11 protein-coding genes and 1 pseudogene are annotated in these 20,462 nt (G+C 48.4%); 9 read left to right on the forward strand and 3 right to left on the reverse strand.

Translation table 11 applies throughout. The annotated features are described in order from the left end of the window. Positions 1-8 precede the first annotated feature (8 nt). From ACO0LD_RS16895 to ACO0LD_RS16905, 3 genes are all read left to right on the forward strand, one after another. Positions 9-878: a choice-of-anchor A family protein gene (locus tag ACO0LD_RS16895; RefSeq protein WP_423008817.1), complete on the forward strand. Its 870-nt coding sequence runs from the start codon at positions 9-11 to the stop codon at positions 876-878. 80 nt (positions 879-958) lie between these two features. Next, positions 959-9,304 (forward strand): transglutaminase domain-containing protein, encoded by an 8,346-nt coding sequence (locus ACO0LD_RS16900; protein ID WP_423008819.1) that lies wholly within the window; start codon positions 959-961, stop codon positions 9,302-9,304. A 91-nt stretch (positions 9,305-9,395) separates the two neighbouring features. Next, on the forward strand, positions 9,396-10,229 hold the full coding sequence (locus tag ACO0LD_RS16905; protein WP_423008821.1) for a hypothetical protein: 834 nt from the start codon (positions 9,396-9,398) through the stop codon (positions 10,227-10,229). Positions 10,230-10,483: 254 nt separating this feature from the next. On the opposite strand, the gene ACO0LD_RS16910 is transcribed toward ACO0LD_RS16905, so the two are convergent. Next, positions 10,484-11,491: a DDE-type integrase/transposase/recombinase gene (locus ACO0LD_RS16910; RefSeq protein WP_423008823.1), complete on the reverse strand. Its 1,008-nt coding sequence runs from the start codon at positions 11,489-11,491 to the stop codon at positions 10,484-10,486. A 162-nt stretch (positions 11,492-11,653) separates the two neighbouring features. On the opposite strand from ACO0LD_RS16910, the gene ACO0LD_RS16915 reads away from it, so the two are divergent. After that, positions 11,654-16,771 (forward strand): RHS repeat-associated core domain-containing protein, encoded by a 5,118-nt coding sequence (locus ACO0LD_RS16915; RefSeq protein WP_423008825.1) that lies wholly within the window; start codon positions 11,654-11,656, stop codon positions 16,769-16,771. Between the two features lie 21 nt (positions 16,772-16,792). Further along, positions 16,793-17,689 carry a hypothetical protein gene (locus ACO0LD_RS16920; RefSeq protein WP_423008827.1) on the forward strand — a complete coding sequence of 299 codons (897 nt, stop codon included), beginning with the start codon at positions 16,793-16,795 and terminating at the stop codon, positions 17,687-17,689. 242 nt (positions 17,690-17,931) lie between these two features. Here ACO0LD_RS16920 and ACO0LD_RS16925 read toward each other — a convergent pair whose 3' ends face one another. After that, positions 17,932-18,447: an integrase core domain-containing protein gene (locus ACO0LD_RS16925; protein WP_423008829.1), complete on the reverse strand. Its 516-nt coding sequence runs from the start codon at positions 18,445-18,447 to the stop codon at positions 17,932-17,934. On the opposite strand from ACO0LD_RS16925, the gene ACO0LD_RS16930 reads away from it, so the two are divergent. The 4 genes from ACO0LD_RS16930 (at position 18,438) to ACO0LD_RS16945 (ending at position 19,975) form a co-directional block, all read left to right on the forward strand. After that, entirely contained in the window at positions 18,438-18,692 is a 255-nt protein-coding gene (locus ACO0LD_RS16930; protein ID WP_423008831.1) for a hypothetical protein, read from the forward strand. The two genes, ACO0LD_RS16925 and ACO0LD_RS16930, sit on opposite strands and share 10 nt — an antisense overlap. A gap of 14 nt (positions 18,693-18,706) precedes the next feature. Then, positions 18,707-19,213 (forward strand): hypothetical protein, encoded by a 507-nt coding sequence (locus ACO0LD_RS16935; RefSeq protein WP_423008833.1) that lies wholly within the window; start codon positions 18,707-18,709, stop codon positions 19,211-19,213. Between the two features lie 21 nt (positions 19,214-19,234). Then, positions 19,235-19,675, forward strand: coding sequence for a hypothetical protein (locus ACO0LD_RS16940; protein WP_423008835.1), 441 nt, complete (start codon positions 19,235-19,237; stop codon positions 19,673-19,675). A gap of 63 nt (positions 19,676-19,738) precedes the next feature. Continuing rightward, the gene (locus tag ACO0LD_RS16945) at positions 19,739-19,975 is read left to right on the forward strand and encodes a hypothetical protein (protein WP_423008837.1); all 237 of its coding nucleotides are present in this window, start codon (positions 19,739-19,741) and stop codon (positions 19,973-19,975) included. Between the two features lie 346 nt (positions 19,976-20,321). On the opposite strand, the pseudogene ACO0LD_RS16950 reads toward ACO0LD_RS16945, so the two are convergent. Next, positions 20,322-20,462, reverse strand: a pseudogene (locus tag ACO0LD_RS16950) (transposase); the annotation flags it as partial.

The raw sequence follows: 20,462 nt of genomic DNA on the forward strand, positions 1-20,462 counted from the left end.
GAATGATCATGAAATTAAAAATACATCGCCCACTCCATATCAGTGTGCAAGGCCTGTGCCTTGCACTGGGTTTGATATTCTCTTCTGCATTGTGCCAGGCGCAGCAAATTGATCTGGGTGTGGCCGGACAATATTCTGCCTTCATCTTTGGTAATGTCAGTAATGTCACCGACGTTGAAGGGCGGCTTGCAGTTGGCGGCGCACTGAATACGCCGGGCGGTAGTATCGGTAATAAGATGAACCCCAACGATGCCCGTCCAGCGCTGGTGGTGGGCGGCAATCTGGTTGCCTATGCAGGTAGTCTCGGTTCGAGTACCAATAATGGCTTTGCAATCTATTCAGGTACCAAAGGTTCATCTCCCAAAGTTGCCAGCTATCTTGATTTCCGCAAGCAAGACGTAGGCCCCATCGATTTTGAAGCAGAGCGCACTTACCTGACAGTGCTCTCGCAACAACTGCGCACTGCACCGGCAACGGGCACAGTCAGCCAGCTCTATGCCCAGATAACACTCACTGGCAGCAACAAGGATATTGAAGTCTTTAACCTGACTGCAGATCATGTTGTCAGTACCTATAATTTTGTATTGGCAAATGTAAAACAAGATGCTTATCTGATCTTGAATGTTGCCAGCAATGCCCAACGCACCATCAAGTTTGGCATCAGCATGACGGCTTTTATCAACCGCCATAGCAAAGTGCTCATCAATATGTACGACACCGAGTTGTTGAACTTTATTAATGCTGGTGTATATGGCAGCATCCTTGCCCCCTATGCCTGCATCAAGACTTCAGGTGGACATCTGGAGGGCATAGTCATCGCCGCCAGTTGGGATTCGAATATGGAAGTAGGCACGACCCTGTTTGTCCCAACAAATTAAAGATGTGGTGACAATCACCGCATCGAATGAATAGACACGGCATCATGCCGTCAGAAATACTTATTACCAAGAGTAAAATTATGTTCCGCCACATTCCATTACAACGCAGCGTCGCCAGTATCGTATTGGCGAGTTTCGTCAGCAGCCTGCTGTCGCCCTTGGCGATGGCCCAAGGTACGATAACAGCTGCGCCCCGTGTTGCGGACAGTAACAATAGTGTTTTGCTGCCCTTGGGTCCACGCAAGCTGCCCGCCAGCAAAGGCATGGCCGTTACCATGCCAACAGCCCAAGCAGCGAACAGTAAAGCGTCCCTGCTGGCCCCCGCACCCGTGGCCAGCAATACCAGCAGCACCGCCAGTGCAGATTACGCCCGCGCGCTGACCAAACTCATCGACCTCAGTACGCAAGTCAGCCCGCAAAGCCTGGCCAGCAATGCCGCCGCCCTGACTGTCATTACCAGCCTGCGCAGCCAATACCAGGTACTGCAGCAACAACAGCAATTGCTGAGCAAAGCTTTTACCGCGACAGAAAGCTTCCTCACCCAAAACAAATTAACCGGCACCGTCCTCCAGCGCCACCAAAGCATGGTCAGCGAATTTACCGCTCGTGCCAAACTGCTGCAAGACGCCTACGCCCCACTGGACAGTGCCGCAGCAGGCAAGGGTGATGCGACAGCCGCTCTCAAACAATGGCAACAAGCCATCAAGCAATACGCCAGCCAGGCCAGCGCACTCAACGGCACCAAACTCCCCTGGGGTAATAGTAGCGACCAGGTGCGTAAAACAACTGCTGCAGTTACCAGCACGAGCGCCAGCCGCCAGTCACCACCACCCGCATTTGCCCCAGCACCTGCCGTGGCCGCAGCAGGCAGCCTCTCCGGCCTGGCTTTACCCGATACCGTCCTGAGTGATGCACCAGCCGCCGCCGATCTTGCCGCCGCTGAAGAAATCCAGCTGACTTCAGAGATCCAGTCTCTGGCTGCCTCCTTACAGAACAACCCCGTTGCCATCTACAACTACGTCCGCAACAACATCAAATACAAAGTCGGTTACGGCAGCCTGCAAGGCGCAGCCCAGACCCTGCAAGCCAAGAGCGGTAACGACATCGATGCCGCCAGCTTGCTGATTGCCCTTAACCGCGCAGCAGGCATCCCCAGCCGCTACGTGTACGGCACAGTCGAAATCCCAACCCAACGTTTACTGAACTGGCTGCACGTCGACAACGTCAGCGCAGCGCAATCATTGTTAAGCCAGGCAGGCGTGCCCAACAAAGCCATCATCCAGGGCGCACAAGTTACCGCGATACAAGTCGAACACGTCTGGGTAGAAGCCTATGTCGATGCCAGCCCCAGCCGAGGTGCCCGCAACAACACAGCCAGCACCTGGCTGCCGCTAGACCCCAGCTTCAAACAACTGACATCCCAGTCCGCACTGAACCTGCGCAGCAGCGTCAGCCTCAATGAAGCCGGTGTATTTGACATCGCCAAACAAGGTGCCAACTGCACCCCTGATTACGGACAAAGCCTCAACCAGGCCAACATCCAGAGCGCCTTCACTACTTACCAGAACCAGCTCAACCAGGTCCTCAACCAGCAAGGTGCAGACCTCACCATAGGTAGTGTATTAGGCAGCAACGTCATCAGCGCAGAGAACTACGCCATCCTCATGGGCAGTTTGCCCTACAAAACCATCGTTAAAAGCGCCGCCTTCCAGGCCCTGCCGACTAACCTCAAGGGAGCAGTGCGCCTGCAAGTATTTGCCAGCAGCGCAGCACAAGCCCAGGGTACAGCCACCGTCAGTGTCAACAGCAGCTACGCCGCCCTCGCAGGCAAACGCCTGACCCTCAGTTTTAGTCCCGCCACCCAGGCCGATGCTGACGTACTCGCCGCCTACCTGCCCAAAGCGCATGCCGACAATAGCCCCGTTACTGCCAGCGAATTCCCGCTCAGCGTCCCCGGCTACCTCATCCAGGTCAAGGCAGAACTCCGCCTCGATGGTCAAATCGTCGCCAGCGGTGGCAGCTTCACACTCGGCAGCGAACTCAGCGCCTCCATAGGCAGTTATGAACCCGCCAGTGGCGGCTGGAACGACAACAACTTCAGCGTCCATGCCGGTGACTACCACGCCATCGTCGCCGACACCCAGGGCATCAACCCCGCCCAGTTGAACACCGTCCAGCAAAGACTCGCCGCCACCCAGGCCAAGCTCACCAGCCAACCTGGCAGCGTGAGCCGCGATGACCTCACAGGTGATTTACTGCACCAGACCATACTCGCCTACTTCGCCACCACAGACGCCAACAGCGCCATCTTCCAGCACGCCGCAGGCGTGGTAGAACAACGCCTGCCCTCACTCGGCAGGGCAGTGGCACAAGCCATACCCGACATGACCCTCGGTCTTGTCAACAGCGTCTCCTTCCCTGGTGTTGCTCTCGATATTGACCGCCTCCAGACTGCAGTAGCAAGCCAGGCCGATGGCCTAAGTCCAGCCGCCTACACCCATCAAAGCAACCAGCGCAACGTCGCCTATGCCCACATGGTTTTAGAAAAGCACTACAGCCAGTCACAAACCCCCACCGCTGCCGCCTCACCGATACGCGTACTCGCCAAAGCTGCCGCGCTGCCACAGGCACAACAACAAAGCGTTTATGCCGTCACCAGCAGCAACCTTGCTGCTGCACTGTTAAAACTGAATCTGACCAACAGCCAATCCATCGATGTACAAAATGCCGTTGGTGCCGGTTACCGCGTCCTCGTTCCACAAAGTCCGCAAACCATGAGCGGCTGGACAGGGCAGGCCATGCAGATCGAAGACATCCAGACCGGTGCCGGTGCCTACCGCCTTTCCGGCAACAACGGCAACACCACCGCCGCCATCCTTGCCACACAAGGCATGGGCTGGCTCATGGCAGAACCCGCATTGGCAGCCGCCAGCAGCACCCCCGCAATCAATGCCGCCAAAGCCTACGACACCGTTCTCGCCAGCATGTTGCCCGGTGGCGGCACTGACAATACCGACAGCGTACGCTGGTCCTACTTCAGTGGCCAGGCCGACGTCGCCAGTGGTCTCTTCCTGGCTCGTCTGACCGGTGCACAAAGTAACAGCACCTGCGACAACCTCAGCTCTATCATCGCCGCCAACCTTGGTACCACCACCGCCTTCGATGGTGACCCCGGTGATATCGCCAGCGTCCCCGTCATCACCAGCGCGCCCGTTACCGCTGCTGTTGCTGGCCTGGCTTATCGCTATCCCGTCGCAGCCCAAGACCCCAAAGGTGCCAGCCTCAGCTACAGTCTCACCGATGCACCGAGTGGCATGAACATCAGCAGCACCGGCGTCATCACCTGGGCGAGCCCGGTACTGGGCAGCTTCAACGTCACACTACGCGCAGACAATGGCAAAGCCTTTGCAGAACAACGCTACCTGCTCACCGTCAGCGACCATGCCCTGGCACTGTCCATCAGCATGGCCGTGGCACCTGCACTCGTCAACATAGGCGACAAAGTCACCGTCACCGTCCTCACCAACGGCGGCACCGGCAACATCAGCACCAGCGTCACCGTTGATGGTCAGCCACAAACACTCGATGCCCAAGGCACAGCCACCATCACCGCCACTGCCACAGGCGCGCACCAGGTTGTGGCTACCGCCAAAGATGACCTGACCACCGTCAGCAAAACCAGCCTCTACAGTGTTGCCAACCCCGCAGACACCAGCTTGCCCACGGCCCAGATCAGCACCCCCACAGATGACGTCGAGATCACCGCACCAACCACCATCATCGGCACAGCCACCGCACAAAACCTCGCCTACTACCAGCTGCTCATGCGCGCGGCAGGCACCGACAAATGGCAAGAGCTCGCCCGTGGCTACCAGAACGTCAGCAACGGCACCCTCGGCAAGTTTGACCCGACGCAGCTACAAAACGGCATCTACGAACTCAGCGTCATTGCCGTCAATACCAATGGTGTCCAGGCCAGCCACATGATCACCCTGGACGTCACCCGTAATCTTAAAATCGGCCAGTTCAGCATCAGCTTTGAAGACCTCAACGTCCAGGCCTCCGGCATCCCCATCAGGATCACCCGCACCTACGACACCAGACGCAAAGGTCAGGCGCTCGACTTTGGGCAAGGCTGGAGTGTGGATTACCAAAATGTGCAAATCAGAAAGAACATCATCCTTGGCCTGGAATGGGACGTCGTCACCATCCCGGCACAACTGACTACCTGTTTGCGCCCAAGAGGCAAGCGCAAGGTAGACGTGACATTACCAACCGGTGATGTCGCAAGATTCACTGCCGCCAACGAAAGAGACTGTGGTGTCACCGTCCCGCCCGTGAAAATACTCTTCACCGCCTTGCCCGGTACCACCGCAAGGCTAGAACTCGTTGACGTACCCGCCCTGATCCAAGCACAGGGCGGCATGCTCATCGACGTCGCCGGTGCAGGTGAAAGTGAGACCACCGCCTGGAACCCCAAATACTACAAACTCACGACAGAAGATAACTACGAATACTATCTGACCGATGGTATCGGCATCACCAAGATCAAAGACCCGAACGGCAACGTCCTGACCTACAGCGACAGTGGTGTCACCCATTCCAATGGCACGGCCGCCACCTTTACAAGAGACGCCAGCCACCGCATCACTGCTGTCACTGATCCGGCAGGCAAACAGATCCGTTACGTCTACAACGCTACCGGCGACCTCATCAGCGTCACTGACCGCAATGGGGCGGTGTCGAAGATGACGTATGACGCTAACCACAGCCTTATTAGCTACACCGATCCGAATGGCAAGCTGGCGGCGCGGTTTGAGTATGACCAGAGTGGAAGGTTGATTGCTCGCTATGACGCTAATGGTAAAGCTGTACAGATGCAGCATGATGTGGATAACAACCAGCAGACTGTGACTGACCGCAGGGGGAACAAGACGACCTATACGTATGACAGCAACGGTAACATCACGAAGGTTGTTAATGCGCTCAATCAGGTCACGACTTATACCTATGATGTGAATGGGAATCAGGCGACCGTGACTGATCCTATGGGGAACATCACCAAGAGTACTTATGATCCGCAGACTTATAAGCAGTTGAGTGAGACTGATCCGTTGGGAAACATAAATAACTGGGAATATGATCTTAACGCAGGTGTTCATCTTAAATCTAGCACGGATGCAAAGGGTGCCAGGACTGTTTACTATTATGGAAGTAATGGAACTACAGCAACGAATGCCTTGGGAGGATATACCAATAGAGTAAAAGACGATTCTGGAAATGTAATTAACTTCAATTTATCGGGACAGGTAACTCGTTACCAGAGCGATATCAAAGGCAACAGGATTAGTGAGACGGATGCTGCGGGCAAAGTTTCGACTTATGTTTATGACAGTAACGGCAAGGAGATCAGCCGAAGCTGGATTGCTACTGTCATGGTCAATGGCGTGCCAACGCAAAAGACTGTTAGTGTTACCAGAACACTGGATGCAGAAGGGCGTGTCATCAGTGAAACGGATGCATTGGGTGCAACCACCAAAACGGAATACACTCCAGGTGGAAACGTCAGCGCAACGACCGACCCGCAAGGACGACGTACCACCTATAGCTATGACGACACCGGCAGATTGGCGACTACTACCTATCCGGATGGCAAGACCACTACCACGGTTTATGATGCAAGTGGCAACAAGATCAGTGACACGGATCGTCAGGGCAGGGCTACGCGCTATGAATATGATGCGCTGAACCGTCTCGTCAGAACAACTGCTGCCGATGGCACGAGTATCAGTACTACGTATGATGACGCGGGGCGTGTTACCAGTATGACTGATGCACAAGGTAATTCAGTAACTAAAAATTATGATAGCGCAGGACGCCTTATTACTTTGACTGATGCCAGAAGCAAACAAACCCATTATGAATATGATGGTGTTGGTAATCGCACCAAAATTGTCGATGCCACAGGCAAGGTAACTCAATTTGAATATGACATATTATCTCGCTCAACCAAAACGACGTATTCAGATAACAGCGCTAGCAACACGATCTGGAATCTGATTGGTACCAAGCAATCAGAAATTGACCAGGCAGGCAACACTACGCAGTACGGATATGATCCGGTAGGAAGATTGAACCAGGTCACGCAAACCAATGCAGCGACACAACAGCAAACAATTTACGGTTACGACGTTAATGGGAACAAGACCAGCCAGATTGATGCGCAAAGTCACGTCACAAGCTGGACGTATGATGCAAATAACCGTGTTGCCAGTAGGACTTTGCCAGCAGGGCAGACAGAAAGCTTTGCGTATGACGTGGCAGGTAACCTGATACAAAAGACAGACTTTGCAGGCAAGGTCACTAGCTATATCTATGATGTACTTGGTCAGGTAGTCCAGACAAACTACCCGGATGGCAGCAGTGTCAGCACCACGTACACTGCAGCAGGACAAGTCGCAAGCAGCACCACATCAGGTGGTAACAATAGTAATGGACGCCAGAATGGTCAGACGATATATACTTATGATGCGAATGACAGGATCACGAAGCAGGTTAAGCCTGATGGTAGTTACCTCTCGTATGCCTATGATGCCAATGGCAATATCAAGCAGCGCAGTACGGCGGTAGGAACTGTTAGCTACGGGTATGACAAGAATCAAAGGCTCATCAACGTAACAAATAGTACGACCAACAGCAACACGACTTACACTTGGGACGATGCCGGACGACTGGCGACGGCAATGACACCGGATGGTGTTACTGCTAGCTATAGTTATGATCAGAATGGACGCTTGCTGCAATTATTGCACGTCAAAGGCAGCAATGTTATTGCAGGTAGCCGCTACACTTTGGCTGCCAATGGTCAGCGGACGAAGGTGGAAGAGTTTGACACGCAAAGCACACAAGTAAGTCTGCTTGCGGCGAATCCTGTACGCACGACAAGCTATCAATATGATGGCGTAAATCGTCTGACACAGGAACTGGTCAAGGACAGAAGTAATACGACTGTTCGCACTACCGACTATCAATACGATAAGGTGGGCAATCGTAGCCAGAAGACTGAAGCCACGGCAAGCGGTACAACGACAACTACCTACACTTATGACGCCAATGACAGGCTGACGCTGGAAACGAAAACCACTGGTGCTAACAATGTGGTCACGACTTACACTTGGGATGACAAGGGGAATCTGAGCACGAAGACCACAGGTGGACAAGTCACCGTTTATGGCTGGAATGCGGATAACCGTTTGGTAGAAGTGAAACAGGGCAGCAGTCAGGAAAGTGCGGTAATAGTTGCACGATACAGCTATGACAGCAATGGCAACCGGGTGTTGAAGGTAGAACCGGGACAGAACACCAGTCCAGATAAGGTCACGAGCTACCTCATTGATGACACCTTTAACTATGCGCAAACTGTGCAAGAAATAGTTACACAAGGAACTGCAAGCGAAAGTGCCAGCTATGTATGGGGAAACGGCCTGATTCAGCAGAGCAGAGTGGGGCAGTCCTACTTCTACCGTGCCGATGCATTAGGTAGCATCAAGGCACTTACAGATGCGCAAGGCAACATCACTGACACGTATCAGTATGATGTGTTCGGGAATTTATTGGATAAGAGTGGTACAACCACAAATCAATATCGTTACACTGGGGAGTACTTTGATGATGCGATCAGCTTGCAATATAACAGGTCGAGATGGTATGACGAGTTATCGGGTAGGTTTATGTCACAGGATCGTTTCCCCGGTTTTGACATACGGCCAGTGAGCTTTAATAAATATGTTTATGCAAATTCAAATCCTGCTAAGTTCACGGATAGCAGTGGACTGACTGTTGATGAGGCACAGTTTGGCCGAGATGTTGAAGGTGAGGTACAAAAACAATATGATCAAGACCATTCGATGAATCGCGTGATTTATGGAAGGGTGTGGAGATATAGTGATACAGATTTCTACAAACCAGATATCCAAGATCTTACCTTGGAGAAATATCAGGAAATAAAACCGCTTACTCCTTCGGGAATTGTTGCTGGTATTGCGCAGATGGATGCATATGATATTGCTTTTGGTATTAAAAGCGCTTTTGGTATTTTATCTGGCTCAAATTGGCAAAGAGGTGATTGGAATCCGCCGCGTCAACCAGTCACGGTTGGCGGAATTAGACCTGTTTTCTTTATCACCGTAGGTGGGATTATTTTTTATACTGACGACAAACAATTAGCAATGGAAGCAAGCATGTTTCCTCTCGCCAAGTTAAATTGGTTTGTAAAAAATAACGCAATGTGGCAGCAATCCTCGTTAAATGAAAACGCAATTTACGGAGCATATAATTCTTGGGTAAGTAATAGTGCTGGTATTGGTCAATTAGCTACTTCATTGTTGGCAGTAATGATTGGTGTTGCAACAATTTCAAAACGCTAAAAAAATAAAACCGAATTCATTGCTCATCGCTTTGTTATATTAAATTTATGTATTTAAAATCAAACAGACTTTAATTTTCGGAAAATCAAAAATGATATTGATATCTGGCTATGTATGTATTTACTCTCAAACCTTGGCACTTACTTATTTATCGCGCTTGTTGCAAGCCTCGCTAAAAAAAGAAAGCTCATTATCTGGTTTTGATGTCTCAGTTCGTGGAAAGTCAGATTTTCGAAAAAAGAATATTGTGAACAGTGAAATCAGAAATTTTCTTACTGAACGCTATGTTGAAGGCATTAATTTGCTCGTTGTGCGCGCTGAAGGCGAATTACAAATTGGTGATGGTATTTTAGGAAAAATTTCAATCTCTTTATTGCCAAGTCCTCTTGATGAAATTTGGTCACCAATTGGGAAGGATTTTCCACAAAGTAAAAATCACACACAGAATTCTACTTTGAGAAGTCTCGCCTCTCATGAAGGATTTGTATTTGGGAGAGCACTCAAGGACTATCCTAATTTATTTTTGATTTCCGTTGAAACAGTGGAAGGTGTAGTCGTAAGCCCCGACCAGCTTCATCAGTTCAGTGTTGCTCTTGCAGAATCATTAGACGGGACGGATCGATGGATGGGCGTATTGGATGCAAAAAACCATATCTCAACATTTTCCGTTGCTGAAATGTTAGTTGCAAAGCCAGAAACAGTAACAAAAATGGACAGTTTTTTCCTATTTCCTCATTTGACAGTGTTTGGAAAAAACGATGTTGTTAATGCATATGCTGATGATATTAGTGCGACTTTCCCGAAAATACCTCTTTTAAAAACAAATTTAAAACAAGCAAGTATAGTTAGTCTAAAGACATGGGATGATAGGAGTGAAATATTTTTACCCCAATGGAGTAAAAACGCTTGGAAATTACTTTCCTAATCGCTGCCTGCTTGCTGCTGCTGCCCTGTTCAGTGTTCAGTTAAACCAAGTCCTTTCGCCAGATCAGCATTTTTTGCAAAATCTGGTAAAGGTTTTGGTCCAATCGAACACTGAACTGATCATTTTTTAATCACCGCGAGAAATAAAATTGTTCGTCTGATTAAAATTTGAGCAAATTATTTGCTTGAAGCGAGCATCACCCTGAACACCAAAAATGTTCAAGATCAACAGCTATTTTTTTATGAAGGATGTCGCTAACGCTGCAAATAGTAGCCAGTCAGCAGACCGTCCCAAGCACTAACATACTGAACAGTTTTCGGGGCCGACGTGTAAGGATCAACACCGGTCCACACCTCAGCAGATGTATACCCATGCAAATGGTGATGTGGCCTGATTTGGTTATACCAGACCGTAAAATCGCCCAGCAAACAATCGAGCATTAAGCCATTAACAGGAGTAATCAAATTCAATTTCTCTTTGAGCGTTAAAAACAAACGCTCAATCCTTCCGTTTTGCCACGGCTTGCCGGGCTCACTGAATTCCTGACGTATGCCCATTTGCTTCAAAGCCCGTCTAAATTTCTTACTGCGAAACACAGACGCATTGTCCGTGCGGATAATTGCAGGCTGACCAAACAACTGCATCGCCTCTTTGATGCACGCCAGTATCGTCGCTGATGTTGCCAACTCCAGACGCCGTAACAATAAGTTCATCCGAGTGCCATGATCCACAATACCCAGGATAAAATGGCTCACGCCATCTGCTGTCACTTTACCCGTACCATCGATACACCACCGCAAATTCGCAGGGCTGGGTTCCGGAAATCGATTGCGCGTTTCCTTACGTATCACCTCCATTTCTGAATGGTACTTCTGTACCCAGTTATACACCGTCCCCAGACTGATCGTCATGTCCTTGTGTGCATAGAGCCGGTTAAACTCCATCATGATCTGTCGATAGCTTTTACCTTCTGTAAACCTCTCCAGCACAAATTGCAAAATCCAGCGTGACTTAGGCCTGCCAGTCCGTCTTCTTTTGGGCTTTGCATAAAACTGCTTCACCGGTGGGAGTAGGGCAGAAGCATATTCCTGCCTGTGCCAGTTGAAGCCGCAAAACCAGTGCTGAACACGTTTCAGAAAATCCGTAGTCAAGTTTAAAAGTACATTCAAAACCCAGCAAGAAATCACCCGAAAATATACATTCGTGATCAACCACTGCCAACTGCATAAAGTCAATAAGAACATCATTAAAATCATCAACATCAACACTATAGGCAATCCAAAATCAGCCGTATATCACATGAATGAACAGCGCTACATGTGTTCAACCTGCGCCTGATCACTCCAGATCACTCTATGAGTGATAGACAACAGCAACACCTTCTATAACAGTAACTGCAAAAGTGTCATGCAAGGAATCTCGCCTTGCAAGGCGAGATCGTTACGCGGGCGGGTAGCAGTGCTACCCGAAACCCCCGCTCCACCATGAGCATCAGCAGCACAGGCGTCATCACCTGGGCCAGCCCGGTACTGGGCAGCTTCAACGTCACACTACGCGCAGACAATGGCAAAGCCTTTGCAGAACAACGCTACCTGCTCACCGTCAGCGACCATGCCCTGGCACTGTCCATCAGCATGGCCGTGGCACCTGCACTCGTCAACATAGGCGACAAAGTCACCGTCACCGTCCTCACCAACGGCGGCACCGGCAACATCAGCACCAGCGTCACCGTTGATGGTCAGCCACAAACACTCGATGCCCAAGGCACAGCCACCATCACCGCCACTGCCACAGGCGCGCACCAGGTTGTGGCTACCGCCAAAGATGACCTGACCACCGTCAGCAAAACCAGCCTCTACAGTGTTGCCAACCCCGCAGACACCAGCTTGCCCACGGCCCAGATCAGCACCCCCACAGATGACGTCGAGATCACCGCACCAACCACCATCATCGGCACAGCCACCGCACAAAACCTCGCCTACTACCAGCTGCTCATGCGCGCGGCAGGCACCGACAAATGGCAAGAGCTCGCCCGTGGCTACCAGAACGTCAGCAACGGCACCCTCGGCAAGTTTGACCCGACGCAGCTACAAAACGGCATCTACGAACTCAGCGTCATTGCCGTCAATACCAATGGTGTCCAGGCCAGCCACATGATCACCCTGGACGTCACCCGTAATCTTAAAATCGGCCAGTTCAGCATCAGCTTTGAAGACCTCAACGTCCAGGCCTCCGGCATCCCCATCAGGATCACCCGCACCTACGACACCAGACGCAAAGGTCAGGCGCTCGACTTTGGGCAAGGCTGGAGTGTGGATTACCAAAATGTGCAAATCAGAAAGAACATCATCCTTGGCCTGGAATGGGACGTCGTCACCATCCCGGCACAACTGACTACCTGTTTGCGCCCAAGAGGCAAGCGCAAGGTAGACGTGACATTACCAACCGGTGATGTCGCAAGATTCACTGCCGCCAACGAAAGAGACTGTGGTGTCACCGTCCCGCCCGTGAAAATACTCTTCACCGCCTTGCCCGGTACCACCGCAAGGCTAGAACTCGTTGACGTACCCGCCCTGATCCAAGCACAGGGCGGCATGCTCATCGACGTCGCCGGTGCAGGTGAAAGTGAAACCACTGCCTGGAACCCCAAATACTACAAACTCACGACAGAAGATAACTACGAATACTATCTGACCGACGGCATAGGCATCACCAAGATCAAAGACCCGAATGGCAACGTCCTGACCTACAGCGACAGTGGCGTCACCCATTCCAATGGCACGGCAGCCACTTTTACAAGAGACGCCAGCCACCGCATTACCGCCGTCACTGATCCGGCAGGCAAACAGATTCGTTACGCCTACAACGCTACCGGCGACCTCATCAGTGTCACTGACCGCAATGGGGCGGTGTCAAAGATGACGTATGACGCTAACCACAGCCTTATTAGCTACACCTATCCGAACGGCAAGCTGGCGGCAAGGTTTGAGTATGACCAGAGTGGAAGGTTGATTGCTCGCTATGACGCCAATGGCAAGGCAGTGCAGATGCAGCATGACATCGACAACAATCAGCAGACTGTGACTGACCGCAGGGGGAACAAGACGACCTATACGTATGACAGCAATGGTAACGTTACTAAGGTCGTTAACGCACTGAACCAGACAACGACTTATACCTATGATGCTAATGGGAATCAGGCCAGTGTGACTAATGCGGCGAATGAGACGACGAAAACGACATTTGATCCGACTAGTTATAAGCTTACTAGTGAAATAAACCCGTTAGGTAAAACCAGTATGTGGGATTACGATACTAATACGCGGACTCAGTTGAAAAGCAGTACCGATGCTAAAGGTAATGTCACGAGCTACTCTTACTTTGCCAAAGGCATTCGCGTGGATCAGCCGCTGAGTAGCTACATCCACATTGGTAATGATGACGCTGGGAACACTACTTCGTTGACATTCAGTGACCAACTGACACGTTACCAGAATGATGTCAAAGGCAACAGGATCAGCGAGACTGATGCGGCAGGTAAATCTATAACGTATGCTTACGATGATAACGGCAAGGAGATTAGCCGTAGCTGGATTAGCACCGTCATGGTTAATGGTGTGCCAACGCAAAAAACAGTCAGCGTTACCAGAACTCTGGATGCTGAAGGGCGTATCATCAGCGAAACGGATGCTCTGGGTGGAACCACCAAAACTGAATATACGGCAGGCGGGCAAGTCAATGCAACGACAGACACGCAAGGACGACGCACAAGCTATAGTTACGACGATACTGGCAAATTAGCCAGTACCACCTATCCTGATGGCAAAACGATTACGACCACTTATGACGCAGGCGGTAATAAAATTAGTGAAACTGACCGCCAGGGCAGAAGCATACGTTATGAGTATGATGCACTGAACCGTCTTGTCAGAACCACTGCTGCTGATGGTACCAGTACCAGTATAGTTTATGATGACGCAGGGCGTGTTGCCAGCACGACAGATGCACAAGGTAACATGATCACCAATGGCTATGATGCAGCCGGGCGTCTGATCAATTTGACCGATTCCAAAGGCAAACAAACTAAGTTTGAGTATGACGCGATAGGGAATCAAACCAAGGTTACTGATGCTACCAATAAGGTGACGCAATTTGAGTATGATGCACTCAATCGTCTGACCAAAACGACTTATCCTGACAATAGTACGACTGGCACGATCTGGAATGCCACAGGCACCAAGCAGTCAGAAACTGACCAGGCAGGTAATACCATAATCTACGGCTACGATCCAGTAGGCAGACTGAATCAGGTCACGCAAACCAATGCAGCGACACAACAGCAAACAATTTACGGTTACGACGTTAATGGGAACAAGACCAGCCAGACGGATGCGCAAAGTCACGTCACAAGCTGGACGTATGATGCAAATAACCGTGTTACCAGTAGGACTTTGCCAGCAGGGCAGACAGAAAATTTTGCGTATGACGTGGCAGGTAATCCGACGCAAAAGACAGACTTTGCAGGTAAGGTGACCAGTTATGTCTATGATGTACTTGGTCAGGTAGTTCAAACAAATTACCCGGATGGAAGCAGTGTCAGCACAACCTATACAGCAAATGGACAAGTCGCCAGCACGACTATTGCTGGCGGTAACAGCAGTAATGGCCGTCAAAATGGACAGACGAGCTACAGCTATGATGCCAATGATAGGCTTACTAAACAGGTTAAACCGAATGGTAGTTTCCTCGCTTATGCCTATGATGCCAATGGTAATATCAGCCAGCGGAGTACGATGGCTGGCACAGTCAGCTATGGCTATGATAAGAACCAGAAACTGACGACAGTAACGAATAGTGCGACCAACAGCAGCACGACTTACACCTGGGATGATGCAGGGCGACTGGCGACGGCCACTACATCGGATGGTGTGGCAGCCAATTACAGTTATGACACGAATGGACGTTTGCTGCAGGTGTTGCACGTTAAAGGTAACAGTGTTGTTGCGGGAAGTCGTTACGCCTTGGCAGTCAATGGTCAGCGGACGAAAGTGGAGGAGTTCGATACACAAAGCACACAGGCAAATCTGCTTGCAGCTAATCCTGTCCGCACGACGAGTTATCAATATGATGGCGTAAATCGACTGACGCAGGAACTGGTCAAGGACAGAAGCAATGCGACTATTCGCACTACCGACTATCAGTACGATAAGGTGGGTAACCGCAGTCAGAAGACTGAGACTACGGGGAATGCTACAACGACGACTACCTACGCTTATGACGCCAATGACAGGTTGACGCAGGAAACGAAAACCATTGGTGCTAACAATGTGGCCACGATTTACACTTGGGATGACAAGGGTAATTTGAGCACGAAGACCACGGGTGGGCAAGTTACCGTTTATGGCTGGAATGCGGATAACCGTCTGGTAGAAGTGAAACAGGGCAGCAGTCAGGCAAGTGTGGTAACAATTGCGCGATACAGTTATGACAGCAATGGCAATCGTGTGCAGAAGACTGAGCCAGGGCAGAATACTAATCCTGATAAGGTCACCAATTACCTCGTAGATGAGACCTTCGAGTATGCACAGACAGTGCAGGAGACAACCTCACAAGGTGGTTCTACAGAAAGCACCAGCTATGTGTGGGGTAATGGACTGATTCTACAGAGCAGGGCGGGGCAGTTGAGTTACTACCATACGGATGCATTGGGTAGTAGCAAGGCATTGACGGATTCAAACGGTAATGTGACTGATGCTTATCAGTACGACGCGTTTGGTACTGTTACTGACAGGATTGGCGCTACTCAGAATCCATATGGTTATACCGGTCAATATCTCGATGATTCTATAAGCCTGCAATACAATAGGATGAGATGGTACGAAGCGACTACCGGTAGATTTTCATCTATAGATTTAATTAATGGTAGAGTGATAAAGCCAATTTCATTGCACAAATATCTTTATGCAAGCGCGAACCCATTAATGTATGTAGATCCAAGTGGACTTCAGTCATTGGGGGAGCTTGAATCCGGAATTGAAGGCCAATCAACGGTAGGGGAAATAGGGGTTACTAATGGTACCACTTTAGGTGCACAAGCTTCTGGACAAGCAGCTAATGCGGCAGGTACTGCGGCAGAAGGCACTGTTGAAAACGCTATACGGAATTGCTTAAAACCAGGCGTTGAATTTAAGAAATTGACTAAGGCTGACGGTATCTTTACCAGTAGTAATCTGCGTGCAGTGCCTGACTTTTTGTTCAAGGTGGGAGAGAAAATTACTTACTTGGAAGTTAAAACTAAACTCCCACTAAAATCAGCTAAAGAAGCGTTTACAAGGAGTGCAAAACAACTTCAAGCAGCCATAGATAACAATACAAAAATTTATGCATTATCTTTCAATAAACTGGGCGATTTGGCATTTAGAAATCGCACTGGAAATTTACTTGGTGCGCTCTCAGGAAATGCCGGGATGATCCAATTTGTGAACGGATTTATCAATATTTCGACTTTTCTTGGCGAATTCGTTATAGAAAATTGCTTGTAGGTCATAAATGCAAGGGGGGGTATGGGAAACGGAAATTTTTTTGATGTTCTGATTGAAATTAAAGGTGAGCAGGCGGACCTGAATACCTTTGCTCAACAACATTTTGTACATAGAATTTTTTCCTTAAATTCAATTATAAAAATGCCTGAATCACTGGATTTTGAAATGAATAATTTTGTTGAAGATGGGTATGATGCCCTCTTTGGCAATTGGCGCAAACTTACTGGTCGTTGGATGTTTAAGGAGGCTGCTAAGGAACTGGGCTATCCGTTTCCACTGGTCAGTCAAGAGCAAGTTATTAAATGTATTAAAACGCTTGGGGATGAGGGGGATAAACGAATTTTCTATGGGGAACTCTTTAAGTCCAATATAGATCAATTCGGATATGGACATGCTTTTGAGTGGCGTAAGAAAAATTGGGGTATTGAATGTGACGCTAGTGACGTCGTAATAGATTCATCATCGTCGATAATTAATTTGATTTTCAGTCTTTGTGGCCCGCCACCAAAAAAAATACTAACTCTAATATCGAAATCGCATTCTAGTTTGAACTTTACAATCTCTTACGTGGATGAAACTGGGAGACGTTGTAAAAAAATGTTCATTAAAAATGGTAAAAATACAGAAGATGAAGTTTCTTCAGTCGATGAACTTAAGCATTTGATATGGAATACTAGAAAAGTATTAGTGTTAAATTGGCTCAATAAAGTACTTGGTAAGAAAACGACAGAAGAAAACATTGAGTTAAGTGAGAGTGGGCGTGTTTTTATTAATGGAACAAAAATCTCAGTCGATTTTCTTATTCGACGGGTGGCGCTAGGGGATTCAATCGAATCACTTTTGCTGCGTTTTTCTGAATTAACTCCGCTTCATATGTCAGTGCTAAACACGTTAGTAGAAGAAAGTTATAACGCGTAGTTGCTGCTGCCCTGTTCACTGTTCAGTTAAACCAAATTCCTCTGCCAGATCAGCAATTTTTGAAAAAACTGGCAAAGGTTTTGGTTCAGTTGAACACAGAACTGATCATTTTTTAATCAGGCAAGCAAAAAATATTGTCCGCCTGATTAAAATACAGGCAAATTATTTGCTGGAGACGAGTACTATCCTGAACACCTAAAAATGTTCAATATCGACAGTTATTTTGTTTTATTGGGGTGTCGCTAACGCTGCATATAGTAGCCAGTCAGCAGACCGTCCCAGGCACTAAAATACTCAACAGATTTCGGTGCTGACGTATAAGGATTTACACCAGCGCACACCTCAGCAGGTGTATACTCGTGCAAATGCTGATGCGGCCTGACCAGGTTATACCAGCTCGTAAAATCGCCCAGCAAGCAATCAAGTGTCAAGCCATTGACAGGTGTGGTCAGGTTCAACATCTTTTTAAGTGTTGAAAAGAAACACTCAATTCTCCCGTTCTGCCAAGGCATGCCAGGTTCACTGAATTCCTGACGTATACCCAGTTCCTTCAAAGCCCGCCTAAATTTTTTACTGCGAAACACAGACGCATTGTCTGTGCGGATAATTGCAGGCTGACCAAATAACTGTATCACTTCTTTGATGCATGCCAGTATCGTCGCCGTCGTCGCCAGTTCCAAACACTGCAACAGCAAATTCATGCGCGTACCATGATCCACAATACCCAGGATAAAATGATTCACGCTAGATGAATCCATTTTATCCATTTGGGAAAGGCGTTCGCGTCGTTGCAGAATTGTCTTTAGATGAAAATGGAGAGGAGTCTCGTAAGAAAGGCTCACTACGCCTAGATGTGGTGGTGTTTATTGGAGTGAAAACTTGGGTTGCATTTGATATGAAATTAGGGAAAGCAGGTAAGGGGAATCCAATATCTGTTGAAAAATGGAATCAATATGAGCGGCGTTTCGGGGCACTTTTATTCACTTTTCAATTTAAAATTTGAAATGGTTTAGTTCTATGACTACTTTGGCACAACTTGATAAATACGCGAGTAAATGGTTTCATGACGAGATGCGGAGGCGTGGGTTTGCAGTAGAAAAGAAATTTGTTTTCTGGAGGAAACGCGGGCCTTTATTTGACATGTTTGTAACAAGGATTAGCTCAGGAGATTTTCTTGAAGTCAAAGTGACGATATGGTCGCCTTGGGTAAATCATTCAAATGGCGAGCTTGGAGAGTTTCCTCCTGATTACTCATTGATCGGGGGGCGTCTGTCTGATGGGTTTCCCAAAGATATGTTCGGGGAACCATTGCTTTCTGTTGAAAACGAACAAGTAATGGAGCTGAGCTTAAGATCATTACTGGATTTAATTGATCAATATGCTTTGCCTTGGTTTCCGACAATTAATTCTTATGATACCTATGTTGCTTACGTTGGAGAGCGTGGTTATAACCCGACGGCGGAACGTATAGAAATGGTAAAGGCTGGAATAGCCAAAGGGTTCCAGCAAGAGAAATTTCTTTGAATTTTTAAAAAAGTCAATATTATGTCTGTCGATATTAACGTTATTCTTAAAAAAGAAAACATGCCTACTCCAGAGCAATGGCAACAAGCCATTGCAAGGCTTGAGTTTGATTTGCAAGTGGATACTGATTTTGACGTTGAAGAATTTTCTGGTTATTTGCCATCCGTATACAAAGGCGAAGAAACCGGATTCGAATATTTTTTTGGGGAGCTGGAAGACGACTGGATGGAGGAGGATGCAATGCAACTGGTAGGAGATCGGGACTATTTAGTCACGTTTTCTACACATAGTGATATGCGTGAATTGATCGCATCGACCATAGCTTCTTCAGTTCTTTGTTCCATCACAGATGGCTTGATTTTAAATGAAGAAGATGGCCATCCATTTATAGGTGCAAATGAAGCGATTGAGTATTGCAAAAAAGCAGAATCTGAGTTGACGCTGGATTTGGATGAAAATTAATGTGTCGTGGTTGCTTGATGTGACCCTACAATAATTTTTACAGTATTGAATTCAAACTATTTGATGGAAGTAGCAATAATGCCGAAAAAATCAAAGACGCTAAAAATTTCTGTTTCTAATGGTAAACAGGTTTTCGATGTCTCATATTTGACATTACCTCGTTATCGAGAATTACGTGATCAGCAATTGAATATATTGTCCCAGTTGAATGAAAATAATGAAGCACAGACCAAGGCTTTTCTTGAGGATCTGGCTAAAATTGATGCTGAATTAAGCGCGTTGCGACAACAGAATAAATGAATCCTCTGGTATTCCCTGCAAGTGGATTATTTCCAGGCAGAGTCAATTCCCGATTTTAAAGACTCGCCATAAGTGCAATGGTTTGTCGTTAATATTTTCAGCCATCCACCTTGAGTTATCAATTTAACTGGCAATGCGCATGAATCCAGAATTTGAAGAAATTATAGTTAGGGAACATCTGATTAAGTTCTAATTTTCTTAAACTTCGAAACCAAGTGCTGCTCATTCATAAAACATGCTCACAAGAGCATGTTTTATAGTGGGAATTAGGACAAATTTCTCCGAATTTCCCTTGTTCTTGCGCGATTTCTCGCACAATTGGCACACTACGCCCTTGCATGTGCATCAAGCGCCTGCGGACCATAAACAAGTTCGCCAGCGCACAGGTGACAAACAAGCGATGCGCGTTCTTTTGTAAGCCGCGATAACGCACCTTCGCAAATCCAAACACGCGCTTGATGATGCCAAAGGCATGCTCTACCATGGC

Origin of the sequence: Undibacterium sp. Ji83W (assembly GCF_049340385.1) — a bacterium.
Taxonomy (GTDB): domain Bacteria; phylum Pseudomonadota; class Gammaproteobacteria; order Burkholderiales; family Burkholderiaceae_D; genus Undibacterium.